This is a genomic window from Paenibacillus sp. GCM10023252 (assembly GCF_042653305.1).
Taxonomy (GTDB): Bacteria; Bacillota; Bacilli; order Paenibacillales; family Paenibacillaceae; genus Pristimantibacillus.
This window is the reverse complement of record NZ_JBHSHW010000001.1, coordinates 33,241-56,900: the sequence shown is the minus strand read 5'-3', so window position 1 is coordinate 56,900 and position 23,660 is coordinate 33,241. Positions and strand designations below refer to the sequence as shown.

Annotated in this window: 21 protein-coding genes; 13 read left to right on the top strand and 8 right to left on the bottom strand. The window is 52.4% G+C overall.

The genetic code is table 11. From position 1 onward, the window contains the following. Nucleotides 1-11 precede the first annotated feature (11 nt). The 3 genes from ACFO9Q_RS00250 to ACFO9Q_RS00240 all read left to right on the top strand — a co-directional run bounded on the left by ACFO9Q_RS00250 (nucleotide 12) and on the right by ACFO9Q_RS00240 (nucleotide 3,907). Nucleotides 12-1,250 (top strand): DUF445 domain-containing protein, encoded by a 1,239-nt coding sequence (locus tag ACFO9Q_RS00250; RefSeq protein ID WP_379177451.1) that lies wholly within the window; start codon nucleotides 12-14, stop codon nucleotides 1,248-1,250. 160 nt (nucleotides 1,251-1,410) lie between these two features. Beyond that, nucleotides 1,411-3,276 carry an acyltransferase family protein gene (locus tag ACFO9Q_RS00245; RefSeq protein WP_379177449.1) on the top strand — a complete coding sequence of 622 codons (1,866 nt, stop codon included), beginning with the start codon at nucleotides 1,411-1,413 and terminating at the stop codon, nucleotides 3,274-3,276. A 7-nt stretch (nucleotides 3,277-3,283) separates the two neighbouring features. Continuing rightward, the gene (locus ACFO9Q_RS00240) at nucleotides 3,284-3,907 is read left to right on the top strand and encodes a LysE family translocator (RefSeq protein WP_379177447.1); all 624 of its coding nucleotides are present in this window, start codon (nucleotides 3,284-3,286) and stop codon (nucleotides 3,905-3,907) included. A gap of 188 nt (nucleotides 3,908-4,095) precedes the next feature. On the opposite strand, the gene ACFO9Q_RS00235 is transcribed toward ACFO9Q_RS00240, so the two are convergent. The 4 genes from ACFO9Q_RS00235 to ACFO9Q_RS00220 all read right to left on the bottom strand — a co-directional run bounded on the left by ACFO9Q_RS00235 (nucleotide 4,096) and on the right by ACFO9Q_RS00220 (nucleotide 8,504). Then, nucleotides 4,096-5,385, bottom strand: coding sequence for a hypothetical protein (locus ACFO9Q_RS00235; protein ID WP_379177445.1), 1,290 nt, complete (start codon nucleotides 5,383-5,385; stop codon nucleotides 4,096-4,098). A 116-nt stretch (nucleotides 5,386-5,501) separates the two neighbouring features. Continuing rightward, on the bottom strand, nucleotides 5,502-6,218 hold the full coding sequence (locus tag ACFO9Q_RS00230) for a response regulator transcription factor (RefSeq protein ID WP_379177443.1): 717 nt from the start codon (nucleotides 6,216-6,218) through the stop codon (nucleotides 5,502-5,504). Continuing rightward, nucleotides 6,190-7,680 (bottom strand): sensor histidine kinase, encoded by a 1,491-nt coding sequence (locus ACFO9Q_RS00225; protein WP_379177441.1) that lies wholly within the window; start codon nucleotides 7,678-7,680, stop codon nucleotides 6,190-6,192. The genes ACFO9Q_RS00230 and ACFO9Q_RS00225 overlap by 29 nt, the downstream gene beginning before the upstream one ends. A gap of 125 nt (nucleotides 7,681-7,805) precedes the next feature. Continuing rightward, a complete protein-coding gene (locus tag ACFO9Q_RS00220) occupies nucleotides 7,806-8,504 on the bottom strand; it encodes an ankyrin repeat domain-containing protein (RefSeq protein ID WP_379177439.1) in 699 nt (232 codons plus the stop codon). A gap of 145 nt (nucleotides 8,505-8,649) precedes the next feature. Between ACFO9Q_RS00220 and ACFO9Q_RS00215 the strand changes: the two genes are divergently transcribed. Together ACFO9Q_RS00215 and ACFO9Q_RS00210 are read left to right on the top strand one after the other, a co-directional pair. Then, complete coding sequence (locus tag ACFO9Q_RS00215; protein ID WP_379177437.1) at nucleotides 8,650-9,561, top strand: NAD(P)/FAD-dependent oxidoreductase; 912 nt, start codon at nucleotides 8,650-8,652, stop codon at nucleotides 9,559-9,561. Between the two features lie 76 nt (nucleotides 9,562-9,637). Beyond that, nucleotides 9,638-10,516, top strand: coding sequence for a radical SAM/SPASM domain-containing protein (locus tag ACFO9Q_RS00210; protein ID WP_379177435.1), 879 nt, complete (start codon nucleotides 9,638-9,640; stop codon nucleotides 10,514-10,516). A gap of 462 nt (nucleotides 10,517-10,978) precedes the next feature. Here the strand turns inward: ACFO9Q_RS00210 and ACFO9Q_RS00205 are convergent, their stop codons facing one another. Beyond that, nucleotides 10,979-12,757, bottom strand: a complete 1,779-nt coding sequence (locus ACFO9Q_RS00205) for an extracellular solute-binding protein (RefSeq protein WP_379177433.1) — start codon at nucleotides 12,755-12,757, stop codon at nucleotides 10,979-10,981. A 183-nt stretch (nucleotides 12,758-12,940) separates the two neighbouring features. Between ACFO9Q_RS00205 and ACFO9Q_RS00200 the strand changes: the two genes are divergently transcribed. Next, the gene (locus tag ACFO9Q_RS00200; RefSeq protein WP_379177998.1) at nucleotides 12,941-13,993 is read left to right on the top strand and encodes a M42 family metallopeptidase; all 1,053 of its coding nucleotides are present in this window, start codon (nucleotides 12,941-12,943) and stop codon (nucleotides 13,991-13,993) included. 82 nt (nucleotides 13,994-14,075) lie between these two features. Here ACFO9Q_RS00200 and ACFO9Q_RS00195 read toward each other — a convergent pair whose 3' ends face one another. Further along, on the bottom strand, nucleotides 14,076-14,555 hold the full coding sequence (locus ACFO9Q_RS00195) for a MarR family winged helix-turn-helix transcriptional regulator (RefSeq protein WP_379177431.1): 480 nt from the start codon (nucleotides 14,553-14,555) through the stop codon (nucleotides 14,076-14,078). A 209-nt stretch (nucleotides 14,556-14,764) separates the two neighbouring features. On the opposite strand from ACFO9Q_RS00195, the gene ACFO9Q_RS00190 reads away from it, so the two are divergent. The 3 genes from ACFO9Q_RS00190 to ACFO9Q_RS00180 all read left to right on the top strand — a co-directional run bounded on the left by ACFO9Q_RS00190 (nucleotide 14,765) and on the right by ACFO9Q_RS00180 (nucleotide 17,286). Further along, nucleotides 14,765-15,973 (top strand): hypothetical protein, encoded by a 1,209-nt coding sequence (locus ACFO9Q_RS00190; protein WP_379177429.1) that lies wholly within the window; start codon nucleotides 14,765-14,767, stop codon nucleotides 15,971-15,973. Between the two features lie 201 nt (nucleotides 15,974-16,174). Further along, nucleotides 16,175-16,792: a hypothetical protein gene (locus ACFO9Q_RS00185; protein WP_379177427.1), complete on the top strand. Its 618-nt coding sequence runs from the start codon at nucleotides 16,175-16,177 to the stop codon at nucleotides 16,790-16,792. Between the two features lie 86 nt (nucleotides 16,793-16,878). After that, entirely contained in the window at nucleotides 16,879-17,286 is a 408-nt protein-coding gene (locus ACFO9Q_RS00180) for an MmcQ/YjbR family DNA-binding protein (RefSeq protein ID WP_379177425.1), read from the top strand. Between the two features lie 458 nt (nucleotides 17,287-17,744). Here the strand turns inward: ACFO9Q_RS00180 and ACFO9Q_RS00175 are convergent, their stop codons facing one another. Beyond that, nucleotides 17,745-18,749, bottom strand: coding sequence for a TIGR03943 family putative permease subunit (locus tag ACFO9Q_RS00175; protein ID WP_379177423.1), 1,005 nt, complete (start codon nucleotides 18,747-18,749; stop codon nucleotides 17,745-17,747). Next, complete coding sequence (locus ACFO9Q_RS00170) at nucleotides 18,746-19,621, bottom strand: permease (RefSeq protein WP_379177996.1); 876 nt, start codon at nucleotides 19,619-19,621, stop codon at nucleotides 18,746-18,748. The genes ACFO9Q_RS00175 and ACFO9Q_RS00170 overlap by 4 nt, the downstream gene beginning before the upstream one ends. Before the next feature lie 196 nt (nucleotides 19,622-19,817). On the opposite strand from ACFO9Q_RS00170, the gene ACFO9Q_RS00165 reads away from it, so the two are divergent. Genes ACFO9Q_RS00165 through ACFO9Q_RS00150 form a run of 4 tightly spaced genes read left to right on the top strand, consistent with a single transcriptional unit; the run spans nucleotide 19,818 to nucleotide 23,551 of the window. Continuing rightward, nucleotides 19,818-21,593, top strand: coding sequence for an HSP90 family protein (locus ACFO9Q_RS00165; protein ID WP_379177421.1), 1,776 nt, complete (start codon nucleotides 19,818-19,820; stop codon nucleotides 21,591-21,593). After that, entirely contained in the window at nucleotides 21,590-22,642 is a 1,053-nt protein-coding gene (locus ACFO9Q_RS00160) for a hypothetical protein (RefSeq protein ID WP_379177419.1), read from the top strand. Before ACFO9Q_RS00165 ends, ACFO9Q_RS00160 begins: the two co-directional genes overlap by 4 nt. Nucleotides 22,643-22,671: 29 nt before the next feature. Continuing rightward, nucleotides 22,672-23,283: a DUF3990 domain-containing protein gene (locus tag ACFO9Q_RS00155; protein ID WP_379177417.1), complete on the top strand. Its 612-nt coding sequence runs from the start codon at nucleotides 22,672-22,674 to the stop codon at nucleotides 23,281-23,283. Next, nucleotides 23,252-23,551 (top strand): hypothetical protein, encoded by a 300-nt coding sequence (locus ACFO9Q_RS00150; RefSeq protein WP_379177415.1) that lies wholly within the window; start codon nucleotides 23,252-23,254, stop codon nucleotides 23,549-23,551. Before ACFO9Q_RS00155 ends, ACFO9Q_RS00150 begins: the two co-directional genes overlap by 32 nt. The last annotated feature ends 109 nt before the right edge of the window (nucleotides 23,552-23,660 follow it).

The window sequence follows — 23,660 nt, the reverse complement described above, 5'->3', positions numbered from 1 at the left end:
GGAATGCGAATATGAACTCTAGATACTTAGCCAGCTTATCCTTAGCCTTCATGGCTGCGGGCTTCATCGTTACGCTGTTCCTGCCAGAGTCAACCTGGGTTATGCTGCTCCAGGGCGGATTCGAAGCAGGGCTAGTAGGTGGTATTGCGGATTGGTTCGCAGTCACTGCGCTGTTCCGTCATCCGCTAGGCCTGCCCATTCCGCATACTTCACTCTTGCTGCGCAATCGAGACAAGATTGTACAATCTCTAATCTCTGCTATGGAGAATGAGCTGCTCAACAAGAAGAGCATCGAGAGCAAGCTGCGGAAGCTGAATCTGCTGGCATTCGGCTCCAAGTACATAACGAAGATGGTTGGACGGAAGAAGATCCGACGAAGCATACTGGAAGCCCTTCGCGGGTTCATCCTTAGAATCTCGCTTGAACCGCTTGTTCCTATAGTGCAGGCAGCTGCTGCTGATTATGTCAGACAAGCGAACGTGAAGCAGGCATCTGACGCTATACTAACTCGAGTGATGAATGAAGGCTATGATGAGCGGGCGTTCGACTTCATCCTAGGTCGAGCCTCTGAATGGGCACAGCGCACAGATACGAAGCTCATGCTCGGCCGAATAGCGAATGAGAAGCTTGCGGAAGTGAAGATGGGGGGACTCATGGGCTTCGCCTTCCAAGCCTTCGCAGGATTCATGGATGACGATAAGCTTGGCGGTATGCTTCAGGGTATGCTGGTGTCTGGTATTAACGGACTGCAGGATGATGAGAATACGTACCGGGATACGATTCTGCGAGAGATCAGGGTGCAGCTCTTCCAGCTGACGGAGGATGAAGGGAAGCTGGCCGAGATGAAGGCTTGGGCTGTACGAGTAATTGAAGGGGAGGATGCCTCATCCTTCATTCTCACACAGCTGATACAACTTCGCTCGCTGCTGCTGGACAAGCTTGAGACGGAGCAGGCGAACGGAGGCAGGAAGCTTTTCACCTTGTACCGTTACACAGTTAGGATGCTGGAGAAGGACACAGAGATGTTGAAGCAGTGGGAGAATCGCCTGCTGAACTACATCGTACAGCTGGTGGAGGACAATCACTATCGCATCAGCAAGCTGGTGAAGGAGAATCTGGATCAGATGGACGATGCGGCGCTCGTCAGTATGCTTGAGGAGAAGATTGGCAAGGATCTGCAGTGGATTCGTGTGAACGGTGCGTTATGTGGATTCGTAGTTGGAGTTATTCTTGCGCTCCTGCAGCTGTGATGGTAAGCTAATAATCTATGCAATTCGGACATTGTCTCGTGAGGCAGTGTCTTTTTTTTGTGTGTGCGTGTGTGCGAGTGTCAACCGTAAGATACATATACGAATGATTAACATCATTCCTACATCTAAGATATACCTATGTGAAGGGATTGTAAGCACCATGATCAACCGCAGCGGCAAGGGCCGTTACATCAATGGATTGGATGGACTGAGAGCGCTTGCCGTCCTATCCGTCATATCCTACCATCTGCATCTGCCATGGATGCCTGGAGGATTGCTCGGAGTTAGCGTCTTCTTCGTGCTGTCCGGCTATCTCATTACGGATCTATTACTCTCGCAATGGCAGCGGCTGGGCAAGATTGATATGAAGGACTTCTGGATCAGGCGTGCGAGACGTCTGCTGCCTGCATTCCTCGTCATGATTGGGCTCGTCAGCGTCTGGATCGCCTTATTCGATCCATCGAGATGGTCCGTGCTGCAGCCTGATCTGTTGCCCGCCATAACCTATGTGAGCAACTGGTGGCTAATCTATCATGAAGTCTCTTACTTCGAGAGCTTCGGTCCGGCTTCACCGCTGGGACATATCTGGTCACTGGCGGTAGAGGAGCAGTTCTACATCTTATGGCCGATACTATTAGCTCTTGCCTTACGCTATACGATGCGGATGAACAAGCTTGCTGGACTGCTGCTCACTGGGGCTGCCCTATCTGCAGCTGCCATGGCCATTCTATATGAACCAGGGCTTGATCCTAGCCGAGTGTATTATGGGACAGATACAAGGCTATTCGCGTTGTTGATTGGAGCGGCCCTAGCGATAGGGTGGCCGAGCGCAAGGCTAACTGAACGAGTGAGTAGGCCCGTGAGGCTGCAGTTAGACGCTGCAGGGCTGGCCGCCATAGCAACGATTGCTATTATGATGGGCTATGTGAACGACTATGACGCATTCTTGTACAGAGGAGGTATGGTGCTCCTGTCGCTGGCTTCCGCCATCCTCATTGCGGTCATCGTCCATCCTGTCTCTCTATTAGGGAAGGCACTGTCCTGGAAGCCTCTCCGCTGGCTTGGCGTCAGATCCTATGGCATCTACCTATGGCACTATCCGGTCATTGTCTTGTCCTCCGGGGCATCTGATGATGGGAGGCTCCATATGGCGCGCGCAGCGGTTCAAGTCGGTGTTATCATTGCGCTTGCAGCCTTATCCTATCGTTACATAGAAGCACCGATTCGCAAGGGCGGCATCGAGATCATGTGGAAGGACTGGAGCAGGAAGGGTCGATCGACCCTCGCAATGCCTGTGAAGCTCATTGTTGCCTGCTTCGCAGCTGTCTTGCTGCTGAATCTCTCCTACTTCGGTACAGTGAAGCTGTTCTCTCAGCCGGTTAGCGAGCTATTGCAGCCAGCAGAGCAGGAGGGGGCAGCACAGACCAAGGATGAAGCCAGTGGACACCCTGCTCCGCCAGTTACGAATGACAACCCCGATACTAACGTGTCAGTAACAGATTCAGAGGGAGAGGATTTCGGTGCAAGTCCAACGGGCGAGCCTCAGACCATCATGAAGTCGGGCAAGGGAGTGACGGCCATCGGAGACTCTGTACTGCTCGGCGTTCAGCCATATCTGGAAGAGAGGCTCCCAGGTATTCATATTGAAGCAGCTGTTGGTCGCCAGATGACGGATGCTCTGGAATTGGTACGCAAGCTGCAGCAGAGCGGTAAGCTCGGCAATAGGATCATTATTGAGCTTGGTACGAACGGTTCGTTCAAGGATAAGCAGCTGATGGCTCTCCTGCATGCACTCCAGGATTCCGATCAAGTGCTGCTCATTACGGCTCGAGTTCCTCGGCCTTGGGAAGAGACGGTTAACGAAGCAATTGTGAAGGCCGCTGCTCAGTTTAATAACACGACTGTTGTGGACTGGCACCAGGCGAGTGAAGGGCATAACGAATATATGGGCAAGGATGGCGTTCACTTAGGGGCTCAAGGTTCGAAGATCTATACGGAATTAGTAGCAAGCGCGTTGAAGGAGTAGGGCATTCATGGAACTATGGTTACGAGGTATATCGATTGGGTTAGCAATAGCAGCACCAGTAGGACCAATAGGCATACTATGCATCCGACACACTTTGCTGCGAGGCCGATTACACGGCTTCCTTGCAGGATGCGGGGCGGCTACTGCAGATGTCATCTACGGCATAATCGCAGCTTCAGGCTTCTCGGTGCTGTCACAATATCTTACCGAGCAATGGCTATGGATTCATCTTGCAGGGGGGATCTTCCTGCTCTATCTCGCCATTCGAACGTATCGTTCACCTGTATCTGACAAGCCGGACGGTGCGGTGGGCTCTCCGCGTACGCTGATACACACTTATGCCGGCACTCTTGTGCTTACCCTGACGAACCCGCTTACCATCCTATCCTTCGCCGGCCTATTTGCAGGCTTGAGCGGGGGAGAAGCGAGCTCAGCCGGCTCATTTGCGTTAGTCGTTGGAATATTTACCGGTTCGCTCCTATGGTGGCTGCTGCTATGCATGATGGTGGGCTGGCTCCGAGCTAGAGTGAACGCAAGTCTGTTCGTATGGATCAACCGCGTATCAGGTACCGTGTTGCTAGGATTCGCAGTGCACAGCCTATATGGAGTAATAGCCCAATTGAATTATTAGGAGCTACTCCCTTGGGATCTTGGTCGCTAACACCTATCTCCGGTCTGATACTAGGTGTGCTGCTAGCAAGCCTTATGTATCGACGGCGAGCAAGGTAAGCACACACGAGCTTGCTCAGCAGCCAATGAACCTAATAGAAGCTCTATTCCTCATCTCACATAGATAGGAATAGAGCTTCTTCACGTACATTAGTTCAGCGTTATCGTAACGCCTCGGTCAACAGCCCAGCCGCCAGCAGCTTCAACCTCATACTTAACACCCTTAGCAAGCTTCGCTCCGCCAGCAAGGGTGAATGTTCCCGTGTCACCCTTGCGCGTGGTCACCTTGTAGGCTGCGGTTAGCACCGTTCCATCAGCGTCAGTCAGCGTTACACTGCGGCCGGAGAACAGCTCGTCCATAGGATCCATGCTCAGCTTAACAGCAAGCTCGGTCTCGCTCTGCGCAGTAACAGCAGCAATCTCAAGCGGAGCGATCGTCTTCGCGATGAACGAAGCTTCCTTCACCGTTGCCCATTCGGAGGACACCGTGTACTTCACACCAGCTTGCAGCTTGGCCCCGCCTGCTAGACGGAACTTCGGTGCTTGACGGCCATCGGTTGCTTGAGTATAGGGCACATAGTTCGCCATGATTGGCTGTCCGCCCTCAGGTGTAATGGTCACTTGCTTGTCCCGCAGCGAAGAGATAATCTGGTATGGCCTTCCATGATAACGGTTATTCACATCCAGGCTCATCTCCTGGCCGCCGCGGCTGCCGTAGTAAGCTTCCACGATATAAGCATAGTCTGTAACTCCCTGGTCCCGGAACGATTCCAGCTCGAAAGTATCCATCGCTACCTGCTTGGAGGAGCTTAGCTCGATCTTGTTCGTCGCCGCCTTGAAGCTGCCTGCAGCCTTGCCCTTGTAAGACAGCGTATAAGTGCTGCCCGGCTTCTGCACCGTCACCGGAACGATATAGGTGGATACCGCTCCGTTCTTCAATTGGGGAACATTCAAGATGGTCATGCCATTGTCGAATTGGAAGTTCTTCTTCGCTTGCTCCAGATTCACATCGTCTGCGGTCAACGGGGCAGAGAATGTCACTTGAAGCGTTATAGGATTAACTGCCTCTAGATCTGTGACGACTGCAGCAGCAGAAGGCAAGTGCTTCATAGCCTTGATGACTAGTCTTGTTGCTTGGCCACGGGTTGCCGGCTTATCTCCTTCATAGTTGTTCACCCAAGTCTGTACGATGATGGGCTTCTTGTTAATAAGCTTCGCTACATGATCCACCAGCTCAGCTTGGATGATCTGGAGTTGGGGCATGAACTTGCCTCCATTCGCCGCGAGCAAAGCTTGCATCGCTGCGCGCTTATCTCCGCCAACCTGACCCATATCCGTATGGCTGCCTGTTGCAGACTTCGCGTAGATAGCGGGGGTTGGTGCGATAGCACCTGCGGTTAATGCGGCTGCCACCGCTAACGTCAATACCGTCTTCTTCATATTCTGTCATCCTCCTGTACGTATGATGTCTACGAGATCTATCGTAACGCATCACTCTGAACGGGAAGAGAACGACAGATTAAATCTTTCTTAACAGCATCTTAAGCTTCGCAGCTCTACTCCGTGAACCGGTAGCCATTGCCCCACACCGTCTCAATGTAGACGGGATTAGACGGGTCCTCTTCAATCTTCTCCCGCAGCCTCCGAATATGCACGGTTACCGTTGCATGATCTCCAAGTGCATCCAGCCCCCATATCTTCTCGAAAAGCGCTTCCTTCGAGAACACTCGATTAGGATGCTGAGCCAGAAAAGCGAGCAAATCAAATTCCTTCGCCGTGAACACAAGCTCCCGTTCCGCAAGATAGGCCCTCCGCGAGGTGAGGTCAATCGCCAGGCTCTGAATGCGAATCCATTCATTGGACTGCCCGCTCTTCCCGTTGCTGCCGCTCTTGCCCGCCTTGCCGAGCAGACGTTCATATCGGTCCGTATGCGCCTTCACTCGCGCAACCAGTTCGCTAGGGGAGAAGGGCTTCGTCATATAGTCATCTGCCCCGACGCCTAAGCCTCGTATCTTATCAATCTCTTCGGATCTGGCGGACACGATGAGAATAGGCACCTCCTTATCTTCCCGAATCTGCTTGCAGATCTCATAGCCGTCGATGCCCGGAAGCATCAGGTCTAATACGATTAGGTCGTATGAAGAGGTCAATGCGAGGCGCAGACCTTCGTCTCCGTCACCCGATATGTCGACCTCGAACCCGTTCAGCTTCAGATAATCCTTCTGAAGCTCTGCAATGGCGGGTTCATCTTCTATGATTAGAATTTTTTTCACCCGTGTATTCCTCCATTCTAGGCAGCACTAGCTTCATGATCGTACCTTGTCCAAGCTCGCTCTCGGCACTAATCGTCCCGCCATGCCCCTCCAACATCTGCTTCGCAATGGCAAGTCCAAGTCCGCTGCCGCCAGTCTTCGTATTCCGTGAGCCTTCCGCCCGGTAGAATCTCTCGAAGATATGGGGGAGAGCGTCCGCTCGGATGCCGCGCCCATTGTCCTGTACACGTATCCAGACACAGTGAGGCTCTGCACTTAAGGTAACCCGTGCCCGCTTATCCGGCTTATCCATATACTTCACGCTATTCTCCATCACGTTCGCAATCGCACGCTTCAGCTTCTCCGGATCCATCCTCACCTGAATAGAATGAGCTGTAAGATTAACCCATTCTATCGTAACTCCAGACGCTTCGTAATCGAAGCGTAGCTCTTCAATCAGCTCTTCCAGGAAGCCGCCAATGTCCATCTGCTGCAGGTGGAATGGCAATTGGTTGAGGTCCAACTTGGAGTAGAGGAACAGCTCGTCTATCATCTTCTGCATATCTACTGACTTGTTGTAGATAGTCGTCACATACTTATCCATCATCTCCTGTGTCTCCGGCACGCCGTCACGAATGCCCTCAATATATCCCTTAATCGTCGTGATGGGGGTCTTCAGATCATGGGAGATGTTCGTGAGCAGCTCCTTGCGATTACGCTCATACTGCACCTGAAGCTGCTCCGATTCCCTCAGCTTCTGTCTCATCTCCTCGAACGCGGCTCCTAGACGGGCAATCTCTCCTCCGGCATCGTTCCTGATATGGAAGTCGAGGTCACCTTGCTTAATGCGCTCCGCCGATTCCGTGAGCAGATGCAACGGCTTAATCATGCTTCGGGTCACGTACAAGTACAGCAGCACATTGGCAAGCACAAGCAGGACGAACAAGAGGGAGACGAGCAGGGGGAGGAGCTGGCTGACAATGGCTGTGAACGGGCTGACTTCACGAATGACATACAGGCTGCTACGCTGGCCGGACAGGAGGTAATCATACTTGCTGTAGGCAAAAAAACGATCCCCAATATTCATCGTATCTCGAATATTCAAGTTGTCCAGGTCGTATGGAGGAAGATGTACGCCAAGCTTCGGCAAGCCCAAGGTAGGAGCGTTGACTAGGATCCGGTCCTCCTGACGGACGAACAGAGCACCCTTCAGCTTGCGCAGCCGCTGGTCGTACTGACTAAGCACGTCAGGCTCAGCTAGCTGCTCGGGGTGCTCCTTCGCTATATACTTGAGCTCTTGGAATACGTTGTCTTGCTCCGTCGTTAGCGGGTCTAGGGAGAGGTGAATGGTATAGAATTGCTTGACGCTCTGCGTATCTCCCGTAACCGCGACGGTAATGAAGAAGGCAACCGTCAAGAAGATGAGAATGGTGACGATCAGCATCAAGGTATAGGAGACGAGGAGTCTTGATCGAATGGACATGAGGAAGGCTCCTTCATATAGTTATAATTAGCATGAGGCCTAAGCGCAAGCGATGCCGGATGGCAGACTCACTCTTAGGCTTATGCGGGTCTAACGTATAGTCTGTACCACTTGCTGGCAAGCCATTACTGGGCAGCCCCAGCATCACGAAGCATCTGAACGACCTTCGTCAGACGCATGCTCTTCGCATGCTGAAGGGGAGTGACGCCCTTATTGTCCGCAAGCGTAACGTCAGCGTCATGGTCAAGGAGCAGCTGGATAATCTGCTCTTGAGCACTGCCGCTGCGGCTTAAAATAATAGCTTCGAGCAGCGCGGTCCAGCCGAGCCGATTCACATGATTGACATCAATATCGGTCTCCTCCAGCAGGAGCCGCACATTGTCTACATGTCCTTTCTCCGCTGCGGGAATGAGCGCATTCCCTCCATATCGGTTCACGATTGACAGATCGGGACCGGCCTGAATGAGCAGCTTCAAGATCGCATGCAGCCCCTCTGCTCCTGCATAGAGGAAGGGGTTGTCCTGCAGGTCATCTTGCAGGTGCATATTCGCGCCAGCATCCAGCAGCACCTTCACGACGTCAGGGTAATCCCCGTGTGTTGCTGCAAGCATCGCCGTCCGTCCGCGATTATCCTGCGCATCGATAGCAATTCCTTGCTCGATTCCCTGCTGAACGGCAGCCAGATCTCCTTCCTCCGCTGCACGAATGAAGGTTAATTCTTGAGATCGATTAATTGTTGGCATCGTCTTCACATCCTTATCGGTGTTGGATTGACAGCTGCTCATTAGGATAAGGGCTGTCAGGGTGATTAAGATTATTTTCATTCGGTATGCCTCCTGCTTGCAAGTCTTGTCAGGTGTAAGTATACAAGGAATAGCTTAACAGGAATGGAACAGAGAATTAAATAAGTATAAACAGCGCACAGTATGAACATAGAATTCATGACGTCAGCGGGAGGTCTGTGTGTGCGTGGATGAGGATTGCATCATCGTAGGCGGGGGACTTGCAGGTCTGCAGGCCGCGATTCAACTGGGGCGATATCAGCATCGCGTGCTTGTGATTGATAGCGGACAAGGGAGATCGATGATCTGCAAGAAATATCACAATATGCTTGGCTGGCCTGACGGAGTCAGCGGACAGGAGCTTCGGACAAGGGGGAGGCGTCAGGCAGAGGAGCTTGGTGTTCGGTTCGTCCAGGGTGAGGTCGTTCACGCGAGCAGGGAGGAAGACGGACTGTTCGTGCTGAATACGGTTGATCATGAAGCTGGTGAGAGAACTTCCTATCATGGTAGGCGGCTGCTCCTCGCAACGGGGGTGAAGGACCGAATCCCTTCGATTGAGGGGTTGGCAGCGTGCCTCGGAAGCTCCATCTATATCTGCCCGGATTGCGACGGTTACGAGGTTAGAGGGAAGGAGACCCTTGTCATTGGCTCCGGCGATGCGGGTGCCTCGATGGCGATTGTGTTAAGCTACTGGACACCGCACCTTACCTATATTAATCATGACAGAGCTTCGATCTCGCTGGAGCAGCTTGCAAGGCTTCAACAATTAGGAATAGCGAGGGTGGATGCTTCAGTAAGCGAAGTGCTGCATAAGGAAGGCGAGATATCGGCTGTGAGGCTGGCTAGCGGGGATATGGTCGAAGCTTCGCATGCCTTCGTTGCGTTCGGAGGCAATCAGGTGCGTACGGAGCTGGCGCTGATGTTAGGTGTGGAGGTAATGAACAACAGGCATGTTGCTGTAGATCCGCGCACGAAGCTTACGAACCAGCCCCATATATGGGCTGCTGGTGATCTCGTTGCCCATTCGGAGCAAGCCATTATTGCGATGGGCGACGGCTCTCAGGCTGCGATCTGGATACATAAGAGCTTGCTGGGATGAGTCTATCATTTCTTTTGCTAGGATAGTCTTGCTATAATAGGGGATATCCTATCATGAGATGGAGCTTATCCGACAGATGAAGAAGTTCAAGAAGTTCTATATTGAGATTACGAGTGTGTGCAATCTAGCCTGTTCGTTCTGCCCTCCGACCCAGCGGGCCAAGGACTTCATTAAGGTGGATGACTTCGCGAAGACACTCGACGAGGTGCGTCCTCATACCGACTCTATCTATCTGCATATTAAGGGAGAGCCGCTCCTGCATCCGAAGCTGGATCAACTGCTAGACTTGGCCCATGACAAGGGGTTCAAGGTGAATATTACGACGAACGGCACGCTTATTGCCAAAAACAAACAAAAGCTCCTCACGAAGCCTGCCCTTCGCCAAATGAACTTCTCCCTCCACTCCTTCGACGGCCATGAAGGCTCCGTGGACAAGGACGGATATGTCGGGACGATTCTCGACTTCATTAAGGAAGCGCTGGAACGTACATCGATTATCTTCTCCTTGCGCCTATGGAATCTAACGCAGGACAATGCAACGAATCTGCAGCGGAACCGGAATCGAGAGATTCTGGACAAGCTGGAGGCCGCGTTCGGCCTCGATTATAACATTGAAGAAAAGTTCGTTCGCGGCAGCGGGCTGAAGCTGACGGATCGGGTCTATCTCAATCAGGACCATGAGTTCGAATGGCCTGACCTGAAGGAGAAGGAGGACGAGGGAAAGGGCTTCTGCCATGCGCTTCGCAACCAAGCCGGCGTGCTCGTGGACGGCACGGTTGTTCCTTGCTGTCTGGATGGGGAAGGGGTCATCAACCTCGGTAACCTGCATGAGCGGCCGTTCTCCGAGATTGTGGAGGGGGAGCGGGCGAACAAACTCTATGACGGCTTCTCGCGCCGCGAAGTGGTGGAGGAGCTGTGCCGCAAGTGCGGGTACCGCCAGCGGTTCAGTATGTAAGGGAAGAAGACAGCCTTGCACCTGGATGAGCCCGCGGAGATGCGGGCGACGTCGTTCAGGTGCATTTTTGCACCTGGATGAGCCCGCGATGAGAGTTGGAAGCTGTAGCATCGGAATGTGATGCTGCAGCGCTCGGAGTGGGCTAGCTGGGAGCTATAGCATCAGAATGTGATGCTCCAGCCGTTAGAGCGGGTTAGCTAGGAGCTGTAGCATCAGAATGTGATGCTACAGCTGTTAGAGCGGGTTAGTTGGGAGCTGTAGCATCAGAATGTGATGCTGCAGCGCTCGGAGTGGGCTAGCTGGAAGCTATAGCATCAGAATGTGATGCTGCAGCGCTCGGAGTGGGCTAGCTGGGAGCTGTAGCATCGGAATGTGATGCTACAGCAGTTGGAAGAGGCTAGCCCGGAGCTTCACTCCTCGCATCCCGCCATTCAAGTGCATATCGCGTATGGCTAGCTGCTATTATATAGACTTATTGAGCTCGGCAATCATCTCTTCATAGATCTTGGATTGCTTCATCACACTTACATAGCGGTCCCACTCCTGCACTGATACCGCGCCAAGGATGACCTTCACCTTAAGCTGATGCAGCTTGCGATTCATGTCGGCATACTTGGCGGAAGTCAGTACCTGTCGTGCCTGAGGAAGGGTCGTTCCTTCATACGATGTCTTCTTCCAATCTTGAATGACAGCCTTGTAGGCTTGCTGCTGCTCCTGAGTAAGTCCAGGTAACTGGTTCACAGATTCCAGCAGATTCTCCTCGCCCCAGATATTGCTAACCGCAGCAAGGTCATCTTCCTCCAGCTCCTTCAACTCATCCCAGCTATCTCGTTCCGACATCGCTAGTCCACGATCCATCCAACCTAGAAGCTGAGAAGGCTGAACCTTCGCCATCCTCGTTATAACATAAGCACCATTGCCATTAGAGTTCCATGGCGATACAGGTGTGCTCATGCTAGTTGCCTGAGAGCGGCCTAGCGGCACCCACTCCATCTCCTTCGTAGTCAAGGAGGCCGCTTCCTGAATGGTCATTGCCGCGAAGCCCGACTGATGATTCGTGAGACGCTGCCATGCATACTCCGCGCTTGCGATAGGGAATTCCTGATCGATTAGGCCGTCTGCATAGGCTCTAGTCAGCCAGCGCAGCGCTTCGGTCTGCTCGGGACTGACTGCGTGGTCAACGACTTGTCCATTATGCAAGGAGAACCGATCCGGACTGCTGGTATACACTTGTTCTACCCAGGATAGCGAGCCTAGTCCGTCTGCTGTCATGTATCCGCTGAGACCAGGGGTGTCGTGCTTCCCATTGCCGTCAGGATCAAGCTTCGTGAATGCCTCCAGCACCTGATAGACCTCGTCCATCGTTCTCGGATGAGATAGTCCCAGCACGTCAAGCCAATCTTGACGGATCGCTGGGAAGAGGGCATTGTGCGAATCGTAGGGTCTAGCAATCCCAATCAGCTTCCCGGCACGTGTCTGGATGGGTTCGGCTAACTTCTTGAGCTGAGGGAACGCTTCTAACTCATTCGTCAGATCCAGAGTGAAGCTCTCGAGCATGTCTTGCGGGAACCGATACAGATCATCAACTAACACCAGATCGGGAAGGTCTCCGGCAGCGATCATCACATTAATCTTCTGGTTATAATGAACAGGCGGGATGAACATCAAGTCAGCGTCTGTCTTCCATTGCTTATGCATGAAGCTCCATAATTTGTCAGCGGAGTCCATTACACCGTAATCGGTGCGTGTCACGATGCTGAAGCGAAGCATTGCTAAGGGATCATGGACGGTGGCAAGCCGCTGCGAAGGATCCCAGCTAACCGTCAGATTCGCGCCTTCTGCCGCTGCTCGAAGAGGAATCCACATGCGTTGACTACTTAAGTAGGGGGCAGCTTGCAGCTTGACCTCCACCTCTCCAATGCTTGCTTCCAGTCGTCCGGCAGAGAAGGTGAGGGGTGGTCTGTTTTTGTGCGAGGCACGAAGGCTCTTGTCCGCTTCATTCCATCGAACAGAGTAACCTAGTCCCTCTAACAGATCCTTCCCATGCACCATCATCGTTCCGTTCACGATCTGAGGGGCAGCGAACAGGGCAACAGGGAGATTGTCGAAAAACACCTTATTCGTCCATTCCACACTCTCATTGTCCGTTAGTTCTGCTGAAGCTGGTGAGGAGCTTAATACGGTGGCGGCAATAGCTAGTGTTAACCCTCTGAGAATCATCTTACGGTTATTGTTCATCATGCTTCGGAAACCCTCTCTTCCATTAATGGCAACAACTACTAAGACGTATGCGGTGGACAAAGGTTGCGGTTCATCCTCCAAAAATAGATAATGCCGCCAGCCTTGTAGTACAATAGTGGAGCAACAACGACTACATAAGCGATAAGAGCGGAACGTACACCGCAACGAAGGAGGAACAGCATGATGGGAGCAGCACTTCAGCCGCAATTAAACCGAGAATATATGATTAATCTGCTAGTCAAGCTGCTTCAGACGCCGAGTCCAAGTGGATTCTGTATGGATATCATGAAGCTAGTGCAAGAGGAAGTACATAAGCTAGGCTTCCAGCTCGAACGAACGCCGAAGGGCAATGGCATCATTACTATACCTGGCAAGGACCAGACAGGTGACGTCATCGGCATCTCTGCGCATGTGGATACTCTGGGGGCGATGGTTCGATCCATTAAGCCTAGCGGCATGCTGCGAATGACGCCGATCGGAGGTTACTTAATGCATACAGTAGAAGGGGAATATTGCCTTGTTCACACTAGGGACGGCAGAACGTATGAAGGTACTGTCCTCTCTACGAAGCCGTCTGTTCACGTGTACTCCGATGCGAAGGAATGGAAGCGAGAGGAAGCGAACATGGAGGTTCGCTTGGATGAACGGGTGAGCTCGAAGGAGGAGACAGAGCAGCTGGGCATATCTGTCGGAGACTTCATCTCATGGGATGCCCGTCCGCGGGTGCTGCCTAATGGCTTCGTCAAGTCCAGGCATCTGGATGACAAGGCTAGCGTAGCCGCCTTGTTCGGTCTGATGGAGTGGTTCTCCAGAGAAGGGAAGCAGCCAGCTCGCACCGTTAAGCTGATCTTGTCCACATACGAAGAAGTAGGGCACGGCAGTTCACATATTCCTGCTGATATTACCGAGCTAATCGCCGTAGATATGGGGGCGCTGGGCGATGACCTGTCAGCTACTGAGATGGACGTCTCCATCTGCGCGAAGGATTCGAGCGGACCGTATGATTATGAGATGACTTCTAGGATGATTGAGCTGGCTAGGCGTGAGATTGTCCCTTACGCAGTTGATATCTACCCGCATTACGGATCAGATGCAACAGCGGCTCTTCGTGGAGGCAGCAATATCCGCGCCGCCCTGATTGGCCCTGGGGTCCATGCCTCTCATGGGATGGAGCGGACGCATGCCGATGCAATCGTGAACACAGCCGCGCTCCTGCTCGCTTATATAATGGAATAGCTGATCTATCATTATGAAAAAAAACAGAAGGACAGCCGCGCAATACGTCAGCGCGGCTGTCCTTCTGTTGTATACCTGTAACCTATGAGCAGCAATCTCCTTGCCCATCGCGAGGAGGAGTCAGCTTAAGCAGAAGCTCCATTAATTGAGTCTGCTGTTCACTTGGAAGTGCGGCAAGCAATGGTTCTGCTGCCTTGTCCATGATGGCACGAGACTGGTCCATCCAAGGCTGTGCCTTGCTCGTCACCTGCAGCAGAGTAGCTCGTCTGTCATCGGGATCTGGCAATCTGACAAGCAATTCCTCCTGCTCCAATGCATCAACGAACTGCGTTACCGTCCTCGCTTGAATGCCAATCTTGCTGGCTAGATCGCTCATTCTTATCTTGCCCGCTTCGGATACTGCCAGCAGGACGCGAAGCCTGGGGCCAGTCAGTTGCAGCGGCGTACCAAGGGAAGCTAGATTCATCTCGAATCGGCGGTGAAGATGATGTGTCGTCCGAATTAGAATCTCTAGCACTTCACCCGCTTGAGGGTTCCCTTCCAAGAGCGGTTGCTCAGCCATATTCATCCTCCTATCGATCATCTTCTTCTATTCTCGTAGTGTACTGCACTCTACTTCTGATTGCAAAAAAAAATACTGTCGAACACTAGGCCCTTCCTCCCAATCCATATCTTCCATCTTAAGGATAAAGTTCCGTATACGTCCAAGTAATAAGGGTGATATGATGAGTCCGATACTCCGCGAATCTAGTGAATCTATGGAGGGTGAAGATGAAGGATATATTGAATAGCCGTGTCTCATCGGCTCAGGATGTATTGTCAGAACGCGCGCTTGTCGGACATTCCACACGTAACGGGACGATTGTGGCTGAGGCTTCCGAGGAGGTCACGGGCATAGCTTCTGCTCAAGATGTGGAAGCAGCCGTTGCTTACATCGAGCAAGCCTTCCACATTCAGATGGAGCGGCAGCAGATTATCGTCGATGCAGCGCTGCTGGCCGCTGAGCAAGTGCAGGACAAGCGAATTGAAGTGCTTGAACAAGGTAAGAATGTCACCATCGAAGATGTACTCTTCGAGCTGCTCTCCGTCTATCTATGGGAAGTTGGCATTATCGGGCATGTGCTCACTCCTCTTATCAAGGAAGTTACGAGCGTTATCTGTGCGAAAACACTTGTGTGGGAGGCCGTCTATGACCGCCTGCCTAAGACGGACTACGGTGCTCAGCTGATCGGTATGGCGAGAGCGGAGAAGGACAGCCAGACGGTCATTAGATCCATCATTCAAGACCATGTAAGCAGTACGAAGCGATTCGCAAGTGAGGATTATGCCATGTTCGCCAAGTCGGTCACGGATATTGTGACGAAGGCGCCTGATACAGCAGCCAGTCAAGTGAAGAGTGCGATTAAGAACTGGAAGCAATTGGCCGCTAAGGTGAAGGGATCTTCGCTGAAAACGACTGATACGCCGAACGTGGCCCTCTTGAAGGCAGCCCAGTCCTACGTCAGCCGCAACCGGACGGCATTAGCGTTCCAGAAGTCGCATATTATTGCCGTCCTGCGGGCAGGGCAGCCCTATACCCGCAAGGAGTTGAAGGATTTCCTCACGGTGTTCCAGTGGGAGGAGCTGCCGCCGGCCTCCTTCATTCGTGATCAATACCAGCTTGCTCTAGAGGTGGTCATCTGGGCACAGCTGTATCGCTTCAAGCCGAATGACCCTGCTTCCCCGGAGGTTCTTATCAACAGCGGGGAGATTCGAGGCGTTAATCGCAAGATTGTTGATTATTGGATCATTCGATTCAAGGACGTACTTGAGCCATATGACAAGATAAGCAAGGCGCCATGGGATACGATGCCGAGAGGCATTCAATGCCGCAAGATTAAGGCATACTTCGAGGATATCTCCAAAAATGTGAAGGAGAGCTCACAAGGCTTAAGGCCAATTGATGAGGTTTTTGTCGTTCAGCCCGATACAACGCCATAAATCGATGTTTTTCCTTCTCCTCAGCCATTTCGACAGGCTGAGGTTGTTATTTTCAGACGTTAAGAACTAGCAGGGATTAGGGCTTAAGACTAATGACAGTCTTACAATATCTGTAATAAGATGAGGTTGCTTCGGGCACTTCATGGTAGGAAGGTGCTCGTGTGGTATGAATACTGGAGCGACGAGTATAGGAGGAGTATCATGAGCAGTGTACAGGGATTATCTTCGGACCAACAGATTACCCAGCTCTCCGCATCGATTCAGTTGAAGGACTACTTATCCGAGGATGGCAGGGCGGTGGGAGCCGTTCGACTGCGTCTTCACGAATCTGGTATAGAAGCACGGGAGAACCGGAACGGCTACTTCTACTACTGTGATCTAGAGCCTGGTGTGTATTCGGTCGTCGTAGAGGCGGAGTACTACAAGAAGCAGACCGTCACCCTCACTATTGAGGATGAGCCCGAGAAGTTCTCTCAACTTAGAATCATTCTCCAGCCTAATGCGCTATATCCCTACCCTGAGAATGTAACTCTGCTAAGAGGTGTGGTCAAGAATCACTCCAAGGAAGCGGTTGCCGGAGCGGCTGTCTGGGCTGGAATACCTCCTTCACATGCGGAACGGCTCGTACATTCTATGGTCGGCGCGATGACAGATACGCATGGAGAGTTCGTCGTTCCGTTAGCTTATGTGAATCATGACTTGAGGCAGGTTCAGCTGGAGGTTGCTGCTGCAGGTTATCGAACGAAGCGGCTTGTGGTGGAGATTGCAGAAGGCAGCACCGTGTCTCGAGGCACGATCTCGCTTAGTTCGATTTTATAAGGGATCTCGGTTAAGGGGGAGGCTGTATTCCAGAGAATGGTCGCTGGAATGCAACCTTCTTATATAGGATGGAAGAGGTGGACTGGATGACGAATGGGAAGGAAGAGCAGAGAATGATTCAGTCTTCGCTGGGATTGGATATGATTAGGAGAGTGAGGAGCATCTGCGCTGAGCTGCCTGAAGCGGCGGAGATCATTGACGGGTTCGGACATACTGTATTCAAGGTGAGGGGGAAGTCTTACACCATGATGGGTGAGGATAACGGCTCCGCTAATCTTCACTTCAAGTCGGACAAGCTGACACAGGACATTCTACTGCATGAAGAGCGCTTCTACAAGACGCCTTACATCGGCCAGCACGGATGGGTGTCCATTACAGAGCCTGCAGTTGACGACTGGGTTAAGCTGGAGGAGCTGATTAGGGATGCTTACCTGCTAGCTGCTCCCAAGAAGCTGGTGAAGGAGCTGCTGCAGCGGGAGGGAGAGGGGAAGTAAGGTCCCTTGGTAGAAAAAATCTCAGCCATCTGTTGCTGCTGTGGGCTCGGCAGAGGTCAATGAGGATGGAAGCATCAGCATCTGATGCTGCAGGGTCTAGCTCAGGCCATCCCTGACGAGCGCCTCATTCAGGAGCATAAATGCACCTGAATAATGGGCTGGCCCCGGCCAGTGTGCCATCCAGGTGCAAAAATGCACCTGAATGAGGTGTCAGAACCAGCTATCGCGTCATCCAGGTGCAAAAATGCACCTAATTCAACATAACTTACGTCCCTTGCTCCAAGTATGGAGCAATAGCGCCAAAATCTGGCGTTGCAGACGACGGAGGATGCTAGCTTGGAGTAATAGCGCCAAAATCTGGCGTTGCTGGCACTGGGATTGGCCATCCACATCGGGCGCGCCATCCAGATGCACAAATGCAACTGGATGAGGGGCCGGGTGGTAGAGGGGGCTGCCGACTAAAACTTGCGGTATACATAAGGATCTTGAGGGGTCGGAAGCTCCTTCCACTCCGTCACTTGTAGCATAGGAATGGTCTGCTTGAACGGCTGGTACAGCATAGAGGAGAGCCGACCAGTCACATGTACCCACTTGTCGTCTGGCAGCTGGGTTCCTTGGGGGAACTCTGCGAGCATGCCGAACACACCTGAATCCGCCGCACAATGGATGAAGCCGAAGCGGAAGACGAAGTACTGATTCGCACTCGCTTGCTCCCCTCGGTAGATGAATCCGTCGAAGCTGATCGTCTTGCCCATGAAGCGGCCAGGGTAGTTATAAATAACCTCCATACCCTTCAAGTAGTCGTCATCGCTCAAGTTCACAGTCTTACAGTTCAGAAACTCCGCCAGCTCCTTGTTCTTCACTTCCTCATATCCGTCCGCCCCGTAATAGATGCTTGTATCCGGCTTCAGGAACTGATGCTGCCCCGGATTGTCCGCAGAAGCCTCGAGTATGGGGAAGGAGAAGCCCTTCGCCTTCACGAAGCTGGAGTCGAGCGTCTGCACAGGCAGCAGGATGCCCGTCAAGATGGGAACCAACAGGACCAGGTAGCCTATATTGCGTACTAGCTGCGACTTCGGCTCATGGGAATGACCATGATGGTCATCATGATCATGGCCGTGGTCGTAATTATGGTTATGGGCATAATCATGACAATGGTCATGACCCTCACCATCCCCGCGCCTGTGCACATGAGTATCCACGCAGCACTCGCTGCACTCCCCAGTCTCGCTCTGTACCGACGCTCGCTCGCCGTCAGCCTTCCTCATCACCGCTCGTCTCTCAGCCTCTTTTTCCAACCGGTACACTCGTACGAACTCATATAGACTAAGCAGCGACAATACCACAATTGCGATGATCGACAGGTAAGCATACTTCGTATTGATATACTTATTCAGATTGCCTTCCAAGTGAATGAGATAGAACATGAGGGCGAAGCCGAACATTATGAAAAATCGCATCATCCGAACAGCCTCCCAACTAGCAATGATCCTGCCAAGGTGAACAAACTAACCAATCCGATTAATACAAGGACAAACTTCACTCGGAAAGCGCCGAGCAGCATCATCGTATTCTTAATATCAAGCATAGGTCCGAAGACGAGGAAAGCGGATAATGCGCCAGTCGAGAAGGTGCTCCGGAAGGAAGCGGCGATGAACGCGTCAGCCTCAGAACATAATGACATGGTATAAGCTAGTCCCATCATGACTAGTGAAGAAGTTACTGCATTGCCGCCCAGGTGCAGCAGCGTGGAGGTGGGAACGAACGTCTGCATACAAGCAGCGAGGAACGCACCGAACACCAAGTACTTGCCAACGGAGAAGAACTCGTCGATTGCATGCGCAATGACACCTTGAATCTGACCCCAGACCGATCGCTTACGAACAATCCCCACAGCAGCATGGGCCTCCGTGCCAACCACACTTCCCGAAGCAAGCGGCTCCTTCACTCGAAGCGGCAGCACGGGGAACATCAGTGACAGCAGCAGAGCGACGCAGAAGGCGACGCACATGGCCATGCCGCCGCGAATGAGCACCATCCGCCAATCATTGCCGAATGCGATGAAGGTCGAGATGAGAACGATAGGATTCACGATCGGTCCGGTCAGCATGAATGCGATGCCGGCATGTAGCGGAACACCCTTGCCGAGCAAGCGCCTCGTCACCGGCACGATCCCGCACTCACAGGAAGGGAACAAGATTCCAACTCCACAGCCCAGCATCGTTGCCAGCACGCGATTGCGAGGCATCACTCGAGCAATCCAGCGTTCTGTCAGGAACATTTGGATGAAGCCGGATACGAGCACGCCAATGAGAATGAAGGGAATAGCCTCCATGATGATACTTATGAAGATGGTGTTGAGTTGTAGGATGTTTTTCACAGTGGGGGCTGCCTCCGTACGAGTTAGAATGAATCTTCCCTATTATACTATCTTCACATTCTATATCACTAGTAACTCTATTCAAGGCTGTCATTATCGGTTAAAATTGTCCAATCAACCACAATTATGCTATAGGCAAGGGGTATCCTACATGTCTAATCAGAACTTCCAAGTCAATCTCCAAGGGATGATTGACCTGCTGTCGAACCATCTCTATTCCAATCCCGGCGTGTTCATGCGCGAGCTGCTGCAAAACGGGGTAGATGCCATTACCGCGCGCAAGCGGACAGGCCAAGCCTTCCAGCCGAGAGTGAGCGTGGAGCTCTATTCCTCCAAGACGATCGCCGTCTATGACAACGGCATTGGGCTGACGCATCATGAGATCGAGCAATTCCTCTCGCAGATTGGCCATACGTCTAAGCGGGAGGAGCAGGACGCGGCGGATGATTATATCGGACAGTTCGGTGTAGGTCTGCTCGCTTGCTTCGTCGTCAGCGATGAGATTGTACTGATCACGCGCTCTGCGCTGGAAGGGGATTCCCTTGAATGGCGCGGAAGGCCGGACGGCACCTATACGATTCGTAAGCTGGACAAGCAGGTTCCGATCGGATCGACGGTCTATCTCACATGCAAGGAAGAGTACGAGGAATACTTCGAGTATTACAAGATAAGCGAGCTGATCGAGCATTACGGCTTGTATCTGCAGACGCCGATCTACTTGGTGGAGGATTCCTATGAGCGACAGATGAACGACTCACTTCCGCCGTGGCAGATGAGCCGTGAGGATGCAATGGCCTATTCACGCGATCATCTGTATCAGCCATGCCTGGATGTCATTAAGTTGAAGTCTGCTATTGGCGAAGTAGAGGGGGTTGCATATGTGCTGCCGCATGCTCTCAGCCTGCAGGCGGAGAAGCGGCACAAGGTGTATCTGAAGAACATGCTGCTATCCGACCGTATGGAGAATATCGTGCCGCCATGGGCCTTCTTCGTCACTTGTATCTTGAACACGAACGGACTTCGCCCGACAGCGTCGCGTGAGGCGTTCTACGAGAATGACCTCTTCCTGAATGTCAGGGAAGAGCTGGGCGAGTGCATTAAGGCTCACTTCGTGAAGCTCGCTGAGACGAATCTAGACCTGCTTCGACAGATCATCCGCGTTCACTATAAGTCGTTGAAGTCAATGGCCGTAGAGGATCAGGAGCTGTACAGGCTGTTCATCAACCATCTCAGCTTCGAGACATCCATGGGCACGATGGAAGGGTTGGATATGGTGAAGCAAGCGGAGCACATTCTGCTTACCTCAACCTTGGATGAATTCCGACAGGTGGCTCGTGTGGCGAAGGCTCAGGGTCTTATGGTCGTCAATGGCGGTTATGTGCATGACTTCGAGCTCATTGCGAACTTATCCGAGGCGCATCCGCAGGTCATCGTCACTGTCATTGATCCGCTGCAGTTTTTCAAGCAGTTCCAAGAGCTGGATCGTGAAGACTCGGAGCGGACGCAGGGCTTCCTCGCACTTGCTGATAAGGCTCTGAAGCCGTATCAGTGCCGGACCGCCATTCGTTACTTCGAGCCTGCCGACGTTCCGATGCTGTACACGACGAATGAGGAGATTAGCTTCCTCCGTATGGCGCAGAACAGCAGGGAGCACGTGAACGAGCTGTTCACCGGCATCGTGGATATGGTAACGAATGAGCTGTACGAGGTGCCTTACGCCCAGCTCTGCTTCAACTATAATAACGCGATTGTTCGCCGTATGGTGGAGGAGCAGCCCCCTGCGTTGCAGGAGCTTACAGTCAAGATGCTGTACACCCAGTCGCTGCTGATGGGTAATTACCCGCTGAGTGCAGAGGAATTGCGGCTCATGAATGAGTCCTTCCTCGCCTTCCTGAATCTGGGGCTGCCGGCAGGTGGACAGGCATGAAGGAACGATACGATGAACTAACGAATAGAGCTTGGGATATGCCTAGCAATCTGCAGAGGCTTACCTTGCTCGAAGAAGCGATTCAGCTCGCTGACCGGTACTTGACCAAGCAGGATGCTTATGAAGCCCGAATGACTTATACGGATGCAGCCATTGAAGCGGGCTTCCAGGAGAGAATGCTCGTCTCCTTCTCCTGGTGTCTGGCCGAGTTCGAGAAGCACCCGGGAGAGTATCCTCACAATGGGATCATGTGGCATTATAAGTGGGTGCTTCATCAGATCTGGCGGTTCCCGCGGTTATCCCGTGAACAGATTGAAGCTGTCTTCGAGGACTTCCGTGTGAAGTGCGAAGCTTATGGCTACAAGCTAGGCCCCTATTACAAGAATCTATACCGCTTCGCAGAAGCAAGCGGTGAGGTTGCGCAGGCAGCTGAGTACTACAAGAAGTGGAAGGAAGCCCGCCGAGACGGGCTGTCCGACTGCTCGGCCTGCGAGCAGCACGCGTTCGGCGAGTATCATATGCACAGAGGGCACTACAAGAGAGGGCTGCGAACGCTGAAGCCGATTCTAGAGGGGAAGATGGTCTGTCGTTCCATTCCGAAGGCAACCTACAGCGAGGTGCTCATTCCTCTGTTGGAGAACGGGGACGCCGAAGAGGCAGCGAGACTAGGCAAGAAGGGGTATCGCCTGCTGAATGGTGGTCAAGGGGATATGGACTGCTACGGAGACTATCTGGAATATTACACGATTACGGATATGAACCGAGCAGTGAAGATTTTCGAGCAATCAGCTCCTTATGTGCTTAAGACAAGAGTAGATCGCGACCGGTTCCTCTATCTGGTGTCGGCGCTGCTGTTCATGGAGCAATGGCATACGCGCAAGCGAAGGAAGAAGCTGGCTGTGCCGGACCAGATGACTCTGGAATGGGTGCGGCAGGAGACTGCTCGGCTAGCCGATCTATTCGATCAGCGTAACGGCAATGATGGAAGCAAGCGATATATAGCGGAGAAGCTGGAGCGGTCAGCTCGGCTCATTCGCAGTCAAGCCTAGACTTCATATAGGGAGATCCTACACGAACGATGGATATTATTACACCTCAGCGGCTATACCATGGCACAACTAGCCAGCTCGTACCAGCCTTCCAGAGGAAGCTGCTTGACAGTCGATATTGGCGTACAGGCCGCGACTTCGGAGAAGGGTTCTACACGACGATATCAGCTGCTCAAGCGAGGAAGTGGGCGATGAAGGCTGCTCGCAGCTCACTGTTCGAGGAACAACTTGCCTGTGTGCTGGAGCTTGAGCTGACCTCCATTCCGGAGAGAACCGAGCCCTTAATCTTCCTCAGCGAGTCGCTTGCTTGGGCTGAATTCATTATGAAGCACCGACTCGTGAACGAGAAGGGAGCCGATCCTTGTCCGAGTCATCCGGATCTGATTATTGGTCCAATGGCGGACAGCGATACTGGTAAAATTATCGTAGAAGCAGTACAATTGAAGAAGGATGTCCCGTGGTTCTATGATCAGATAACACGGGGTTCCAGAGGAAGAAGGCTTGATTCTCTGCGGCTTGGCAATCAAGTAGTCTTCTCATCGGAGGACTGGGAGTCAGCTCTTCGGCTCGTTGGGTACAATATCTATGCAGGAGGAAGGTGGATCTACTATGACAACGAATATTCGGCTGAGTCTCTATGAACGCGGAATTGTGGACGCGCTGGTCGCTAGGTATAACTACAACCCGGGAGCAGCTAGGCAACTCGTTGTGAAGTATGTCGCAGTCGTTCGCAAGCTTGGCAGCTATGATAATGTTACTGAGCATGCCGATCGCCTAGTCCAAGCAGAGAATGCCCTCATTAGCCCGGAGGATTGGCTGCAGCGTATTTGCATGATTGACCGGGAATCGGCTAAGGACAAGGGAATTCCTCATCTGGAGAGAGGCACATCTTACGTCCAGCTTAGTTAACCCCGGTTATTATTTATGCCATTAACTATTAGAATGGGAGCAAAGGCCTAGCTGGTTGAGGTCTTGCTCTTTTTTTATTTTTTTGTTAATAGATCAATCAATGACTGCT